This is a genomic window from bacterium (genome assembly GCA_024228115.1).
GTDB lineage: Bacteria > Myxococcota_A > UBA9160 > UBA9160 > UBA6930.
The window spans coordinates 56,820-72,358 of the sequence record JAAETT010000546.1 but is presented as its reverse complement, the minus strand read 5'-3'; the positions used below and the strand labels follow the sequence as shown (position 1 = coordinate 72,358).

Here is a 15,539-nt window from a genome sequence, read left to right as displayed (position 1 = left end):
GGCTTCCAGGGCAACCCCGGCTCACACCCGATCCGGAGCCTTCGCGGTCCCGGGCGCCCCAGACCCTACTCACCGCAACAATTCAACCGAGAATCCCACGCTACGCGGCCGATCTCGCTTCTACCGCGCAGACTCCTAGGCCTCGTCTTCTCGATGGTGTTTGCCATCGCAGGAATCGCAGGCGCTCACGTGGATACCGTCAAGAACGGAAGCCTGAAGTTCAAGATGTCGGATTCCGCAGACAAGATCACGCTGATCCGTTCCAACGGCCAAGCGGGCTACGTGACGATCTGCGTCGAAGCAGCACCCAACATCACCTGGTGGAAGGGGATCGACATCTATGCCGGGCCCGATCGCAAGATCGGATTCGTCGAAACCCAGGACGGGAGAGGCGCCGACTGCGAGCTGATCAAGACGGGCGAATTTGCCCCCGCGCACGCACGACTCAGCATGATGAAGGCCAAAGGGCTGGGCGTGCACACCCACATCGAGTTCAAGCGCTTCAGTCCCCAGGCCTACAACGGAAAGAAGATGACCTTCAAGTGGACGGGCGACTGATCGACCTGCTCACCACCACGAAGAACAGCGCAGGTGTCGATAGCGGCACCTGCGCTGTCCAGGCGCCAACCGCCTTCGCCGCACGCTCGTGGAAGTCGACGCGCTCCCGCCTCTCCGCTGCGGCGTCTCAGGTCCCGATCACCCCAGCATCCTGCAGCTTCCCGACCGTCTCGTCATCGACACCGAGCTCGGCGAGGATCGCCAGGCTGTGCTCACCGATGTCAGGGGCTGCTCGAGGATCGCGTTTCGCTTCCCCTTTCATATACAGGGGGCTGTCGATCGTACGACTCCCAGCGCCATCGTCGAATTCGGTGAGCATCCCCGCGGCTCGGATCTGCTCGTCTTCGCAGCTGTCCTGCGCCTGTGAAATGGCGCCGCAGGTAATCCCGAGTTCAGCGAAGCTCCCGCTCCAATCCTCCCAATCTCGCTCGAGGAACGCTGCACTGAACAGAGCGGACAGCTCGACCTTGTGCTGCTCTCGCTCCTCCGGCCCGGCGAAACGAGGATCTTCGAGCCACTCTTCGTGCCCCACACATCGGGCAATGTTCGGCCACGCGCGTTCCTGCGCCTGGGGCAGGATCACCAGCATGAACCAGCGATCGTCGCGACAACGGTAGGTTCGAGTGAAGGCACTGAGCGTGTCAGTGTCGAGGCGGACGTTCGTATTCGCACCGTCCAGCGCTGCCTGAACCATGACGCCATTGGACCAGAGGCCGTTGGCCAGCAGAGAAGTGCCCACTTTTCCGCCACGGCCGGTTCGCTCGCGCCGATAGAGCGCGGTCACGATCGCGCCGTACAAGGTGTTCGCCGCCATATGGTCGCCCATTCCCGGCATCGATATGGCGGGGGGCGTCTCATTGGAAGCCCGCACCGCGTCCATGAGCCCGGAGCGTGCCCACCAGGCGGTCGCGTCGTAGCCGGTGTTGCCAGCCTCCGGCCCGTCTTCGCCGTAGGGCGTAAGCGAAGCGTAGATCAGACGCGGATTCTGGGCGCTGACATCCTCATAGCCGAGTCGTAGGCGTTCGCGGACGGGGAGCGGAAAGTTGGTGATGAACACATCGGCGCGCGCGATCAGGCTGTCGAGGATCGCCCGGCCCTCAGTCTGCTTGAGGTCCAGCGCAAGGCTTTCCTTGTTGCGATTCGTCAGCGTCCAGGGGTAGTTGGTCTTGCCGACGGGCACCCCGGGCAGGTGCGTGAGCATGCGGTAGCCGTCACCACCCACCGGAGGCTCGACTTTGATGACGCGCGCGCCGTAGTCGGCCAGGATGGTTCCGGCGGCAGGTCCGGCGATGAAACTGGCACAGTCGATGACGAGAAGATCGTCGAAGAGCTGCTCTGACATGATGAGCCTCGATCGAGGGGTGGATCTCCCAAGTATACGCCGCGCACGGTCACCCGTTCTCACTTCCGAGCCGGAACTTCTGCACCTTTCCGGTCACCGTCCTCGGGAGTTCCTCCACCACCTCGAAGGTGTTCGGCACCTTGAAGGAGGCCAGCCGCTGGCGGCCCCAGGCGCGCAGGGCTTCGGGCTCCAGCTCGGCACCGGGGCGTGGCAGGACGAATGCGTGGCCGGCCTCGCCCCAACGTTCGTGGGGCACGCCGATGACCGCCAACTCCTGGATGTCGGGATGGGTCTCGTAGATGGCCTCGACCTGCCGCGGATAGACGTTCTCGCCGCCGGAGATGAACATGTCGCGGGCGCGGCCGGTCAGGGTCACGAAGCCTTCCTCGTCGAAGCTCCCCAGGTCGCCGGTGCGGAGCCATTCGCCGCGCAGGGTTTCTGCGTTGGCTTCCGGGCGCTCCCAATAGCCGAGCATGTTGATCGGCCCGCGCACCACGATCTCGCCGGATTCGCCACACGCGCAATCCTGCCAGTCTTCGGGCGGCGAAGAGAGCGTGGCCTCCCGGATGATCCGGATCTCGCCATGGAACACGGGGCGTCCCACACTGCCGGCCTTGCGGATGGCGTCGGTCGCATCCAGGCAACACAGGATGGAAGTCTCGGTCTGCCCGAAGCCCTGCTTCAAGCGAAGGCCTCGCTCTTCGAACGCGTGGATGCGCTCTACCGGAATCGCCGCGCCGGCCGTGAACAGGAAACGCAGCGAGGAGACATCGGGCCGGTCCGCGTCGAGCGCATCCTGCAACCGGCCGAACATCGTGGGCACCCCGCCGAAGTAGGTGATCCGATGTCGCGCGATGGCGGCCCAGGCCGCGCTGGGGTCGAAGTACGATTGCAACACCACGGTCGCGCCGCAGTAGAGGGCGGGAAGGGCCAGGATCAGCAACCCGAACGAATGGAAGAGCGGCACCACGGTGAGCACCCGATCCTCCTGGGTGCAGCCGAAGAAGAGCTGGGCATTGAGGCTGTTGTAGAAGGTCTTGCGATGGGGGAGGAGGGCGCCTTTGGGCGTTCCCGTCGTGCCGGACGTGTACATCAGGATCATCGGGTCTTCGGGAGAAACGGCGGCGATGCTGGGCTGGGGTGCATGCGCTGCGAGCGTGGCCTCGTAGGCGTCCGGGGCTCCAGCCACGGCATGCGCCCGGGGTGCGTCACCCCGGGTCTGCGCGAGGCTCGTCTCGACGAGCGGGGCCAACGTGGCCTCGTGGATCAGGAGGCCGGGCCGGGCGTCCTCCAGGAGTTGAGCCACCTCGGGCGGCGCGAGCCGCGTATTGATGGGCATGGCAATGGCGCCGAGCCGCGCCGCGGCAAAGACCAGCTCCAGATAGGCCGAGCGGTTGGCGAGCAAGAGGGCCACCCGATCGCCCCGGCGGATTCCTTCCGCCGCCAGCCAAGCGGCGGCTCGGGCCACGCGGGCTTCGAACTCACCGAAATTCAGCTCGCGGTCCCCGTCCACGATGGCAGGGCGTTCGGGTGCCAGGCGCGCGCGCTCCTGGATCCAGCGGCTGACGTTGTGGAGCGGGCTCTGCACGGGGGGTGTGATAACGGAAGTGTGCGATCATTGCCGCGGGAGGAGCCGCCTTGAACCTGCTCGGACAACCGGCCTTCGTGGGTCGCCATTGTGGAAGCCATGCGTACGACGTCACCCGGGAGGTGGCCGATTTCTACGCGGATGCCCTCGACGATCGCAACCCGCTCTACGAGGAGGTGGCGCCGCCGCTCCTCTACCACTCCGAGTGCTACGAGTTCGTGGGCGAGTGGTACCTGAAGAATCTCTTCGGGAATCTCCATGGCCGGCAGGATTGGGAGTTCTTCGCACCGATCCCGATCGGCAGCAAGGTGCGCACCCGCTCGACCATCATCGAGCGCTACGTGAAGCGCGGCCGCGATTACGTCGTGAACGAGACGGATGTGGTGGACGCCGAGAGCGGCAAGCTCCTGGTTCGCGGCCACACCCATCAATCCTTCCTGCCGCCGAAAGATCGCAAGGACGATGACGGTTACGTAGTCGACAAGTCCACCGCAGGCGAGAAGGTGGCGCGCCCGCCGTTTCCGACCGCCAAGGGCAAGGATCTCGCGTCGACTTCCAAGCTCATCGACGCACGCCGCTGCTGGATGTTCTCGGGCCCTGGCCGCAACTACCATACGGATGCCGAGGAGGCCAAGAAGCTCGGCTTCCCGAACATCGTAGTGCAGGGCATGATGACCACCTGCTTCGCCGCCCAGGTGATGCTGGACGAGTTCGGCATGGGCTTCCTGCAAGGCGGGAAGATGTCGCTGAAGCTCACCAACGTATTGTGGGTCGACGAGCGTGTGACCGCTTATGGCCGCATCCGCGAAGAGTGGCCCGAAGGTACGCGCACCCGCGTGGCCTGCGACGTGTGGGTCGAAAAAGACGACGGCTCGCGTGTTCTGATCGGCGATGCCAGCGCCCTTCGCTAGTCGCCGTGGGGGCTCCTCTCGCTCAGGTTCCGGCGGAGGTTGCGCGGGCCATCCAGGCCCTGGGCCTGGTGGGGCGTAGCGTGCTCGTCGCCGTTTCGGGCGGCGTCGATTCGATGGTCCTGCTGCACGCGCTTGCTGGGCTGCGCGAGGAGTTCGGGCTGGGGCTCGCCGTGGCCCATGTCCACCATGGCCTGCGGGGCGCCGAGGCCGATGCGGACGCGCGTTGTGTCGAGGAGGCCGCGGCCGAATACGGGCTCGTGTTCCGGCTGGCTCGGGTGGAGCCAGAGAGTCTTCGCACCGAGGGTCCGAGCCGCAGCCGGCCCAGCCTGCAAGAGGCGGCGCGCCGAGTCCGCTACGACGCACTCGATGCGATCGCCGCCGAACTCGGATCTCAACACATCGCCACCGCCCATCAACGGGACGATCAGGCCGAGACCCTGCTGCTGCGTCTGTTCCGCGGAACCGGCCCCGACGGCCTCGCGGGCATCCCGCCGGCAAGTGCGGATGGTCGAATCGTGCGACCGCTGCTGGGCGTCGACCGCGAGGCGATCGAGGCCTGGGCGGGGAGTGAGGCCCTCGTCTGGCGGGAAGACGCATCCAATCGGGATCCGCGTTTCGCCCGGGCCCGGCTTCGCCAGCAGCTTCGGGCCCTGGCCGAAAGCTTGAACCCGGGCTGGCAACGCGCGCTGGCGGATCTGGCCGATGCCCAGCGCGACGAGAACGAGTGGCTGGATGCCCTCACCCGGGAGGCGGCGCCGCAGTGGCTAGGAGGCGACGGCGAGGTGGCGCGGTTCGCGAAGAAAGGCTGGGAGACGCTGCCTCCGGCCCTGGCCCGGCGGCTCATCCGCCTCGCCTGGCATCGGCTCGGGGGTGGACGGGACGTGAGCCGCCAGCATCTCGAGCGCGCGCTGCGTTTCCTGGTGCAATCGTCACCCGGGGCTCGGCTGGAGCTTCCGGGCGGGTTGATCCTTCAGAACGACCCCGCCGGCTTCAGCCTTGCTTCCAGAGAACGAAGTGGTTCCGACGGGGGTCCAACCGGGACATGAGGCCGACCCCGGCGGTGTGACCGAGGAGTGGCGTGGCTCAGGCGCGACGTGACGTCTGCCGACAAACCAGAAGGGGCCATCGGGCATGAGAGGGGACGGATGCTAAACTGCGGGAACCATTGGCAATCTCGCACGAGGGGCCTTTTCCACACAGCCCCTCGGTTTAGTGTGCGCGCGCACCTGTATTGCAACGAGTACCAGTACCGCCGAGAGGCCCGGGCGATATCGGGCCGGGAGCGAACGTGAACCAACAGTTCTACAAGAAGCGAACGTGAACCAACAGTTCTACAAGAACATGGCCCTCTGGGTCGTCCTGCTCTTGATGATGATCTTGCTCGTCACGGTCCTGCGACAGGGCCAGCAGGAGCCGAAACCCCTCACGTACACCGAGTTTCTGACCAACCTCGAAGCCGGCCAGATCGAAAGCCTGGTTCTCGAAGAGGGCCATCTCACAGGCACGCTCCAGGACGGCAAGGATTTCGCCAGCTACGTGCACGAAATCCACTTCGACGATCTCGGCCAGCAACTCGCGAACCATCCCGAACTAGCGATCAAGAGCCAACCGAAACGTGAATCGTCGGTGTGGCAGCAGATGCTCATCTGGTGGGTTCCGTTCCTCATCATCATCGGCCTGTGGGTCTTCTTCGTCCGCCAGATGCAATCCGGCGGTGGGAAGGCGATGAGCTTCGGCAAGAGTCGCGCCCGGTTGCTCACGGAGAACCAGACCCGCGCCACCTTCGAGGATGTCGCCGGTGTCGAGGAATCGAAGGCCGAGCTCGAGGAAATCATCGCGTTCCTGCGCGATCCCAAGAAGTTCACGCGGCTCGGTGGGCGCATCCCCAAGGGCGTGCTGTTGGTGGGCACGCCGGGTACGGGCAAGACCCTTCTCGCGCGAGCCGTCGCCGGTGAGGCGGGCGTACCGTTCTACTCGATTTCCGGTTCGGATTTCGTGGAGATGTTCGTGGGCGTCGGGGCCTCCCGTGTGCGCGATCTCTTCCAGCAAGGCAAGAAGAACGCGCCCTGCATCATCTTCATCGACGAAATCGACGCGGTGGGCCGTCACCGGGGCGCGGGCCTCGGCGGTGGACACGACGAGCGCGAGCAGACCCTCAACCAGCTGCTGGTCGAGATGGACGGCTTCGAGAGCAACGAGGGCGTGATCATGATCGCGGCCACGAATCGGCCCGATGTGCTCGATCCGGCCCTGCTCCGGCCGGGTCGCTTCGACCGCCGGGTCGTCGTGCCTCGGCCCGATCTCCGCGGCCGGCTGGCGATCCTCAAGGTGCATACCCGCCGGGTTCCACTTTCCGACGATGTGAATCTCGAGGTCGTGGCTCGGGGCACGCCCGGCTTCGTGGGTGCCGACCTCCAGAACCTGGTGAATGAGGCGGCTCTGCTGGCGGCTCGCCGAGATGCCAACCGTGTCTTCATGGTGGATTTCGAGGAAGCCAAGGACAAGGTGCTGATGGGCGCCGAGCGCCGCAGCATGATCATGAGCGACGAAGAGAAGCGCGTTACGGCCTATCATGAAGCCGGGCACGCCATCGTCTCCATGCTCACCGAAGAATCGGATCCGGTCCACAAGGTGACGATCATCCCGCGCGGGATGGCGTTGGGCCTGACCCAGACGCTTCCGGTCGAGGATCGGCACAGCTACACGCGCAAGCACATGGATGCGATGATCCTTCGCGCCATGGGCGGGCGTGCGGCAGAAGAGTTGGTGTTCGACCACTTCTCCACCGGTGCCTCGAACGATCTTCAGCAGGCCACCAGCCTGGCTCGAGACATGATCTGCCAATACGGCATGAACGATCGGCTCGGGCCGATCTCCTATGCCGACGAGGGAGGCGACGTCTTTCTCGGAAGAGATCTGGCGACGCGCAAGAGCTACAGCGAGGACACGGCACGGCTGATCGATGAAGAGGTGTCGAGCCTCCTCAACGGTCACTATGACCAGGCCAAGGCCCTGCTGGCGGAGAACCGGGAGGTTCTCGAAAAGGTCACGGCCGCCCTGCTCGAGCGAGAGACCCTGGAAACGAGCGATCTCGAAAGGCTGCTTGCCGGTGAAGAGCTTGCACCCATGCCGCCGCCGACGGCGGAGGCTCCGGCGGACGACCCTGCGGATGGTACGGTGAACCCGGCTTCGCCGGATCAACCCGATGAACTGCCGGACGGCAAACTGCCGGATCCGGAGCCGATGCCCGGCTGATCGAATCACCTCCCCCCAGAGAGGTTGGCGGATGACCAGGACGACGATCCTCCCGCCGGAACGCGTGACGATCGTCGGGGTGCTGAACGCGACTCCCGATTCCTTCTCGGACGGCGGTCGCTTCCTGCGCCGTGGCGAAAGCGTGGATGTGGAATCCGCGCTGCGAGAGGCCCGGGCGATGGTCGAGGCCGGTGCGCATTGGATCGATGTGGGCGGAGAATCGACCCGACCGGGTGCGGAAGAAGTGCCGGCCAGGGAGGAGATCCTGCGTACGCGGCCGGTGATCGAGGCTCTCGCCAAGCATCTGGACATCCCTCTATCGATCGATACGCGCAAGGCCGAGGTCGCATCCGCTGCGCTCGAGGCCGGGGCTACGATCGTGAACGATGTCTCGGGGCTCGCCTTCGATCCCGCACTCGCACAGGTGGTCGCACGTCATGATGCGGGCCTGGTCGTTGGCCATCTGCGCGGTGTGCCCGCCGACATGCAGGACGCTGTGCAGTTCGAGGATGTCCTGGCCGAGGTGGCGGGTGAGCTTCGCGCTGCGGTGGCGGCTGCAGAAGCCGCGGGCGTGGCCTCCGAACAGATCGCGATCGACCCGGGAATCGGTTTCGGCAAGGAACTCCGACACAACCTGGCGCTGCTGGCCCGTGTCGGCGAGCTACGCGAGCGAGTCGGACGACCTGTGATGGTGGGACCCTCTCGCAAATCCTTCCTCGCCCACATCACGGGCGATGAAGCGCCGGCCACGCGAGATACCGCCAGCCAAGCGGCCTGTGCGGTGGCGGTGTTTGCGGGTGCGGACGCGGTTCGAGTGCACGAGGTTGCCGGCGCACGTCGTGCCGTCCAGGTTGCACGGGCACTGCGGGAGGCCAGGGCGTGATCGAGTTCCTGGTCGAGTGGCTGCGAGCGGAGAGCTCCGAACTCTGGTTGTTCCTGTCCACGACGTTCGATCCAGTCCGCGACACCCTCGACATCCTGGTCGTCAGCCTGGGCATCTACTGGTTGCTCCTCCTGTTGAAGGGCACCCGGGCCATCCAGATCCTGCTGGGCCTGTTGGCGCTGCTCGCCCTACGGCTGGTCTCGGATCTCTTCGATCTCGTGACCCTCTCCTGGATCCTCGAGAATTTCCTGGCCTCCGCCGTGCTGATCATCATCGTGTTGTTCCAGGCGGATATCCGGCGGGTGCTGGCCCGGGTGGGCCGCGGCGTGTTTCCCCGCATCAGCGAGCGCCAGGAATCGCAGATCCTCGAGGAGGTGGTGCGCGCCGGGCAGAGCCTGGCGGAAAAGCGAGTCGGCGCACTGATCGTGCTAGAGCGCGATAGCGGACTCGAGGATCTGGTCGAAGCGGGCACGCCGATCGATGGCGTCGTGAGCAAAGAGCTTCTGACCTCGATCTTCTTGCCCTATTCCCCGATCCACGACGGCGCAGTGATCATCACGGAGGGCCGGGTCACCCACGCAGGCTGCATCCTGCCGCTCACCTTGAGCGGGGATCTGCCGGAGGGCATGGGCACCCGGCACAGGGCGGCGGTGGGCATCACCGAGGAAACCGACGCCGTGGTCATCGTCGTGTCGGAAGAGACGGGCGGGATCTCGGTCGTCGTCGGCGGCACGCTCACGCGCAATCTGGGTGCTCCGCAGTTGCGGGTGGTCTTGCGTGATCTCTTCTCGCGGGATTCGATCCTCGATGCACCGATCGAGGAGATCGTCGCGGGCATCGAGGAACCGGCCGAGAGCGGCGGCTCCGCCACGGGTCCCTCGGATGCGGTGCACACGCGATGAGAATCTTCAAGAACCTCGGGTTCAAGTTGATGGCCCTGATCGCGGCGTTCCTGCTCTGGGGGCTCTCCCACAGCACCTCGTCGATCGAGCGGGGCTTCGATCTTCCCGTGGCGCTGGTGGGGGTTCCGGACAAACTGGTCGTCACCGAGCAATCCACGGATACGGTCAACGTCCGGGTGCGGGGGAGTCGGGCCGCACTGCGGAGGCTCTCGGTCGGGGACATGGTCTACGGCGTCGATCTTTCTGGCGCCCAGCGCGGGGTGACGGCCCATACCGTCGAAACCCAGGAGCTCGAGCTGCCCCGGGGCCTGCAGGTCGTCAGTCGCTCTCCGGGCGGAATCGAGTTCACCCTCACCCAGAGAGGCCGAAAGGCCGTTCCCCTGCGCCCGGATGTCGCTGGAGACCCTGCGCCTGGCTTCGCCATCGAAGGGGTCCAGGTCGAGCCGGCCCGGATCTGGATTACCGGCGCTCGTAGCGAAGTGCTTCGGTTGGCGGAGGTAATGACCGAAACGATTGATGTGAACGGCCTCGATGCGCCGCTGGAGCGGAGTGTGAAGCCGGCCCTGGTTGGGCGCCACGTCTGGGTCGAGAAGGAACAGGACGTGACCGTCCGCGTACAGGTGGCCCCCATCGCTGAGGAGCCCGAAGTGGAAGTGGAGGAGACGGGATGAGCGACGAGCGGCCTCACGCGCTGTTCGGAACCGACGGGGTGCGGGGCAAGGCGAATGTCTTTCCCATGACGGTCGAGGTCGCATTGAAGCTCGGCCAGGCGATCGCCCACGTGTTCCGGAGGGACGGCGACGGCCTGCACCGGTTCCTGATCGGCAAGGATACGAGGCTCTCCGGCTACATGTTCGAGGACGCGTTGGCCGCGGGCATCTGCTCGATGGGCGGCAACGTGATCCAGGTCGGCCCGATGCCGACACCGGCCATGGCATTCCTTACGCGGGATATGCGCTGCGATGCAGGCGCCATGATCTCCGCGAGCCACAATCCCTATCACGACAACGGGATCAAGTTCTTCGCTCATGACGGCTTCAAGCTGCCCGATTCGGTCGAACAGCGGATCGAGGCGTTGATTGCCTCCGACGAGCTGCTCGGCCATCGCGCGATGCCCGATGCCATCGGGCGGGCGAAGAGAATCGATGATGCGGAGGGCCGTTACGTCGTCTTCCTGAAGAAGTGCTTCCCCTTTGATCGGGATCTCGAGGGCCTGCGGGTCGTTCTCGATTGCGCCAATGGCGCCGCCTACAAAGTCGGCCCCACCATGCTCCAGGAGCTTGGCGCCGAGCTCTTCACCATCGGTGTGGAACCGAACGGCACCAACATCAACGAGAAGGCAGGCTCACTCCACCCCGAACGCCTCTCTGCCAAGGTGAGAGAGCTGCGCGCCGATATCGGTATCGCGGTGGACGGCGACGCCGATCGTGTGATGTTGGTCGATGAAAAGGGCCAGGTCGTCGACGGTGACGCATTGTTGGCCCTCTTTGCAAAGGACTTCCAGCAGCGCGGGAAACTTCGCGGCGGCGGAATGGTCGCGACGGCCTACAGCAACATCGGTCTCGAGAAGGCCGTCGAGAAGCTCGGCCTTCGGTTGATTCGCACCAAGGTCGGTGATCGCTATGTCGTCGAGGGGATGCGAGAGGGCGGCTACAACCTAGGCGGCGAGCAGAGTGGTCATATCGTCTTCCTGGATCACAACACCACGGGAGACGGGCTGCTGACCGGCCTTCAGGCACTAGCGGTGATGTGCAAGCAGCAGAAGCCGCTCTCGGAGCTGGTGGCGGATTTCGAACGCTTCCCCCAGGCGCTGATCAACGTGGAGGTGGGCGAGAAGACGCCGATCGAAGAGCTGCCAACGTTCCTGGAGCGCCTGGCTCAGGTGGAAAGCGAACTCGGCAGCTCCGGGCGTGTCCTGATCCGATACTCGGGCACCGAGCCGAAGGCGCGCGTGATGGTCGAAGGCGAAGATGAAGAACGGGTCGCCGGCTACGCCCAGGATCTGGCGGATGCCTTGAGCCGAGCCGTCGGAGACGCGAGCTGACCATGCGAAAACTCATCACCGGTCTCGACTCGATCGCGGTGCTTCGCGATCAGGTGCTGCAACGCACGGCCACGCTAGGTGCGGCCGCTGTTCTGGCGGAGCTTGGAGGTTCCGATGCGGTGCGCATTGGGCTCCTCGAAGAGCATCGGCCCGTCACGGAAAGCGATGTGCTCGATGTCCGTCGTGCGGCGCGACAGCTCGAGCTACGCATGGCGCCCATGCCGACCCTCGTGAAGAGTGCGCTCGAAGCCAGGCCCGAGCGGGTGCTTCTGGCCGCCGAGACACGCTCGGCCGGCCGTGCTGCCGGGCCGCTCGATTTTCAGGCCTGGGGGAGTGCGCTCTCCCCGGTGGTGCGCACGCTCCAGGAGGCGGGGATCGGCGTGATAGCGCGTATCGCGCCGCACCCGGAAGCCGTCAAGGCGGCCCGCCATGCGGATATTCGCGCGGTGGAGCTCGATACCCACCAGCTCGTCGATCTGCCGGAAAGCGAGGCCGAGCCCGCGCTTGGCGGACTTGCCGACGCCACTCGTCTCGCCGCCAAGCTCGGCCTGCGTGTGGGCCTGGGAGGCCGCCTCGACGAGCGATCCTCGGCTCGCTTGTTGGAGGTGGCGCCGGTGTGCGAGTGGGTGGCCGTTGGCCGTGAATGGGTCGGCCGGGGCCTGCTCTCGGGCATCGACCAGGCGACCCGGGACCTGCGAGGCCGGATCTCCTAAGAAGCTCCGCGCCCTCCGCTAACCTGGACCCATGCCTATTCCTCGTTGGCCACTCCTGACTGCCGAAGAGATGCGTGCGCTCGATCGCCATACGATCGAGACACTCGGCATCGCCGGCGAGCTGTTGATGGAGTGCGCGGGCCAGCTTGTGGCGCGAGAGGCCGAGGCCCTGCTTTCTCCAGGCGGGCGGGTCTGGATCCTCTGCGGCGCCGGCAACAATGGTGGCGATGGCTGGGTGGCGGGGCGGCACCTTCATGCGCGGGGCGTTCCGGTTCAGATTCTTCCTGCGCTGCCTCCGGCCGAGCTACAGGGCGATGCCGCTGCGAATGCCGCTCGCGCCGAGCGCGTCGGCGTGCCCACCGGCACCCGGCTACGAGCGCGGGCTGGCGATGTGATCGTCGATGCCCTGTTCGGAACCGGCCTTCGTCGACCCGTCGAGGGCGAGCTTGCGCGTTGGATTCGGAAGCTCGTCGAGCGGCCGGCGGGCGTCCGGGTTCTCTCGGTCGATCTCCCGTCGGGGCTCGATGCAGATACGGGGCAGGTATTGGGCGTTGCCGTGGAGGCAGACGCCACGCTCACGCTGGGCCTTCCGAAACTCGGGTTGGCCCTGGAGCCCGGGCGACGACATGCGGGCCAGATTCGTGTGGGCCGCATCGGCATTCTCGACGCGGCTCCGGGCATCCATCCACAAGCCGAGCTCTGGACTCGGCGTGCGGTGGGCGAACTGCTGCCGGGGCGGCCCGTACATGGCCACAAGGGGACCTTCGGCCATGTACTGGTGGTGGCCGGCTCCGAAGGCATGACCGGCGCAGCGGCCTTGGCCGCGCATGGCGCGAGCCGGAGCGGCGCCGGATTGGTGACGATCGCCTGCCCGGCGAGCACGAACCCGATCCTCGAGGTGAAGTGCACCGAAGCCATGACGTCGCCGGTTGCCGAGACGGCCGAGCACGCGCTCGCGCTCTCGGCCCAGAAGGCGATTCTCGAGCTGGCGGCGAGCCGAGATGCGGTGGTGCTGGGCCCGGGTGTCGGCCGAGGCGGAGAGACCCTCGATTTGATCCGCCGCCTTGCCGAGCAGCTGGCGGTTCCGCTGATCCTGGATGCCGATGGCCTACTGGCGTTCCGCGGCCAGCTCGACGTGTTGAAGGCCCGACAGCCGGTCACTATCGTGACGCCCCACCCGGGAGAAGCCGCGGCGCTGCTCGATCAGACGACCGCCGAGGTACTCGCCGACCGGCCCAAGGCCGCTCGTGCCTTGGCGCGGGCGAGTGGTGCCGTCGTGGTGTTGAAGGGAGCGGGAACGGTGACAGCAGAACCCACAGGCCAACTGGCCGTGAATCCCACGGGCGGGCCCGTCCTGGGAACGGGCGGCACAGGCGATGTGCTGGCCGGCGTGGTGGGTGGATTCATCGCCCAGGGCCTTTCTGCATTTCAGGCCGGAATTGCGGGACCAGCCGTGCACGGCGCTGCCGGAGAACTCTTCGCCTCCCGCCGCGGAGACGTGGGTCTGTTGGCGGGCGAGCTGGTCGATCTCCTGCCCGAGGTGCTCGAGGCCTATCGCAGAACCGCAGAAGAAGAAGCAGCGCCGGAGGGCGATGTCCTGGGATTCCCGGAGCCGGCCGATGCGCAACTGGCCTTCCAAGAGTCCCACTGAAACGAGCGCGCTGGCGCGCGCATTGGCAACCGCATTGCTCCAGGTGGGCAATGGCAAAGGATGGGTCGTGAGCTTGAACGGACCGCTCGGAGCGGGAAAGACGCTCTTCGCGAAGGCGCTGGCCGAAGGCCTGGGCATCGATCCGTCCGGCGTTTCGAGCCCGACCTTCGTGATCGCCAACGAATACGGGGCACCGCCGGAGCTTCGCCTGGTGCATGCAGATTGGTATCGCGTCGAGAGCGAGGATGAGCTCATGGCGTCGGGTCTCCACGATTGGCTCGCGCCGGGCGTGGGGCTGGTGGTGGAATGGGGCGATCGCTTCCCTGAAGCGCTTCCCCAGGATCGCCTCGAAATCGAGCTCCGCCCGGGGGGCGGTGTCGAGGATCGGCATGTGTGTGTCGCGGCGTTGGGGCCTGCTTCCCGAGCCACGCTCGAGCGTTGGAGCGCAGCATGTCCTTGATCGTCCAGAAATTCGGCGGCACCAGCGTGGGCGATCCGGAACGGATTCGGAACGTCGCGCGCAGGGTCGTGGCTACGAAGCAGGCTGGCCATGACGTCGCCGTCGTCGTCTCGGCCATGTCCGGTGAGACCAACCAGCTCGTGGCACTGGCCAAGGAGCTCGGTGGTCAAGTGCCGAGCCCGCGCGAATACGATGTCCTCGTCTCGACCGGTGAACAGAAGACGATCGCCCTCCTGGTGATGGCCATTCATCAACTGGGCCACGAGGCACGCTCCTTTACCGGAGCGCAGATCGGCATGCGAACCGATGGCGACCACAGCCGCGCGCGCATCCTGAGCATCGATGCCGAGCGCATCCGAAGCGCCATCTCCTCCGGTGAGGTTCCCGTGATCGCGGGTTTCCAGGGCACCGATGACAACGGCAACATCACGACCCTGGGTCGTGGTGGCACCGATACCTCCGCCGTGGCCGTTGCCTGCGCCCTGAAAGCGGATGTCTGCGAGATCTACACCGATGTGGACGGCGTCTTCACGACCGATCCGAACATGGTACCGGCGGCTCGAAAGCTCGATCGCATTTCCTACGAGGAGATGCTCGAGATGGCCAGTCTGGGCGCGAAGGTCCTGCAGATCCGGTCGGTGAAGTTTGCAATGGCAGATGGCATTCCCATTCACGTCCGCTCCTCCTTCCACGAAGGAGAGGGCACATGGGTGGTGCGCGAGGAGGATGTGATGGAACGCCTGGTGGTTTCCGGTGTGACCTACAATCGAAGCGAGGCCAAGATCCGAGTCCTGGGCGTGAAGGACAACCCCGGCGTGGCCGCCGCGTTGTTCGGGCCGTTGTCTCGCGCGGGTACCGTCGTCGACATGATCATCCAGAACATGTCCCAGGACGGCACGACTGACATGACCTTCACGGTGCCCCGCGATGACTACGACGGCGCGCTTGAGTTGATGAAGGATCACGCCGCCTCGGTCGGCGCCGAACAAGTAGAGGGCGACCAGGAGATCGCCAAGGTCTCGGTCGTGGGCCTGGGGATGAAGGACCATGCCGGCGTGGCGGCCCAGATGTTCGAGGCGCTTGCGGCGGAAGGCATCAACATCCAACTCATCACGACGAGCGAGATCAAGATCTCGGTCGTGATCGAGGAGAAATACACCGAGCTTGCCGTGCGCACGTTGCACGCCGCGTTCGTCGAGGCCGGTGCAGCAGAGCCGGTTGCCGAGGTTTGA

14 protein-coding genes are annotated in these 15,539 nt (G+C 65.7%); 12 read left to right on the top strand and 2 right to left on the bottom strand.

What is annotated here, in order from left to right; all coding sequences use genetic code 11:
- The first annotated feature begins 153 nt into the window (after positions 1–153).
- Positions 154–558 carry a hypothetical protein gene (locus tag GY937_22770; protein ID MCP5059537.1) on the top strand — a complete coding sequence of 135 codons (405 nt, stop codon included), beginning with the start codon at positions 154–156 and terminating at the stop codon, positions 556–558.
- Between the two features lie 127 nt (positions 559–685).
- On the opposite strand, the gene GY937_22765 is transcribed toward GY937_22770, so the two are convergent.
- Together GY937_22765 and GY937_22760 are read right to left on the bottom strand one after the other, a co-directional pair.
- On the bottom strand, positions 686–1,900 hold the full coding sequence (locus GY937_22765) for a CoA transferase (protein ID MCP5059536.1): 1,215 nt from the start codon (positions 1,898–1,900) through the stop codon (positions 686–688).
- A 49-nt stretch (positions 1,901–1,949) separates the two neighbouring features.
- On the bottom strand, positions 1,950–3,488 hold the full coding sequence (locus GY937_22760) for a long-chain fatty acid--CoA ligase (GenBank protein MCP5059535.1): 1,539 nt from the start codon (positions 3,486–3,488) through the stop codon (positions 1,950–1,952).
- A 50-nt stretch (positions 3,489–3,538) separates the two neighbouring features.
- Here GY937_22760 and GY937_22755 point away from each other — a divergent pair, with 50 nt between their 5' ends.
- From GY937_22755 to GY937_22705, 11 genes are all read left to right on the top strand, one after another.
- The gene (locus tag GY937_22755; protein ID MCP5059534.1) at positions 3,539–4,399 is read left to right on the top strand and encodes a hypothetical protein; all 861 of its coding nucleotides are present in this window, start codon (positions 3,539–3,541) and stop codon (positions 4,397–4,399) included.
- Positions 4,400–4,404: 5 nt separating this feature from the next.
- The gene (tilS, locus tag GY937_22750) at positions 4,405–5,445 is read left to right on the top strand and encodes a tRNA lysidine(34) synthetase TilS (protein MCP5059533.1); all 1,041 of its coding nucleotides are present in this window, start codon (positions 4,405–4,407) and stop codon (positions 5,443–5,445) included.
- A gap of 295 nt (positions 5,446–5,740) precedes the next feature.
- Positions 5,741–7,654 carry an ATP-dependent metallopeptidase FtsH/Yme1/Tma family protein gene (locus GY937_22745; protein MCP5059532.1) on the top strand — a complete coding sequence of 638 codons (1,914 nt, stop codon included), beginning with the start codon at positions 5,741–5,743 and terminating at the stop codon, positions 7,652–7,654.
- Positions 7,655–7,685: 31 nt separating this feature from the next.
- The gene (gene folP, locus GY937_22740; protein ID MCP5059531.1) at positions 7,686–8,537 is read left to right on the top strand and encodes a dihydropteroate synthase; all 852 of its coding nucleotides are present in this window, start codon (positions 7,686–7,688) and stop codon (positions 8,535–8,537) included.
- 47 nt (positions 8,538–8,584) lie between these two features.
- Positions 8,585–9,439: a TIGR00159 family protein gene (locus GY937_22735; GenBank protein MCP5059530.1), complete on the top strand. Its 855-nt coding sequence runs from the start codon at positions 8,585–8,587 to the stop codon at positions 9,437–9,439.
- Complete coding sequence (locus tag GY937_22730) at positions 9,436–10,110, top strand: hypothetical protein (GenBank protein ID MCP5059529.1); 675 nt, start codon at positions 9,436–9,438, stop codon at positions 10,108–10,110. The genes GY937_22735 and GY937_22730 overlap by 4 nt, the downstream gene beginning before the upstream one ends.
- Positions 10,107–11,483 (top strand): phosphoglucosamine mutase, encoded by a 1,377-nt coding sequence (locus tag GY937_22725; protein MCP5059528.1) that lies wholly within the window; start codon positions 10,107–10,109, stop codon positions 11,481–11,483. Before GY937_22730 ends, GY937_22725 begins: the two co-directional genes overlap by 4 nt.
- Before the next feature lie 2 nt (positions 11,484–11,485).
- On the top strand, positions 11,486–12,196 hold the full coding sequence (locus GY937_22720) for a pyridoxine 5'-phosphate synthase (protein ID MCP5059527.1): 711 nt from the start codon (positions 11,486–11,488) through the stop codon (positions 12,194–12,196).
- Positions 12,197–12,227: 31 nt separating this feature from the next.
- Positions 12,228–13,847 carry an NAD(P)H-hydrate dehydratase gene (locus tag GY937_22715; protein MCP5059526.1) on the top strand — a complete coding sequence of 540 codons (1,620 nt, stop codon included), beginning with the start codon at positions 12,228–12,230 and terminating at the stop codon, positions 13,845–13,847.
- On the top strand, positions 13,816–14,307 hold the full coding sequence (tsaE, locus tag GY937_22710) for a tRNA (adenosine(37)-N6)-threonylcarbamoyltransferase complex ATPase subunit type 1 TsaE (GenBank protein MCP5059525.1): 492 nt from the start codon (positions 13,816–13,818) through the stop codon (positions 14,305–14,307). The genes GY937_22715 and tsaE overlap by 32 nt, the downstream gene beginning before the upstream one ends.
- Complete coding sequence (locus tag GY937_22705) at positions 14,298–15,539, top strand: aspartate kinase (GenBank protein ID MCP5059524.1); 1,242 nt, start codon at positions 14,298–14,300, stop codon at positions 15,537–15,539. The genes tsaE and GY937_22705 overlap by 10 nt, the downstream gene beginning before the upstream one ends.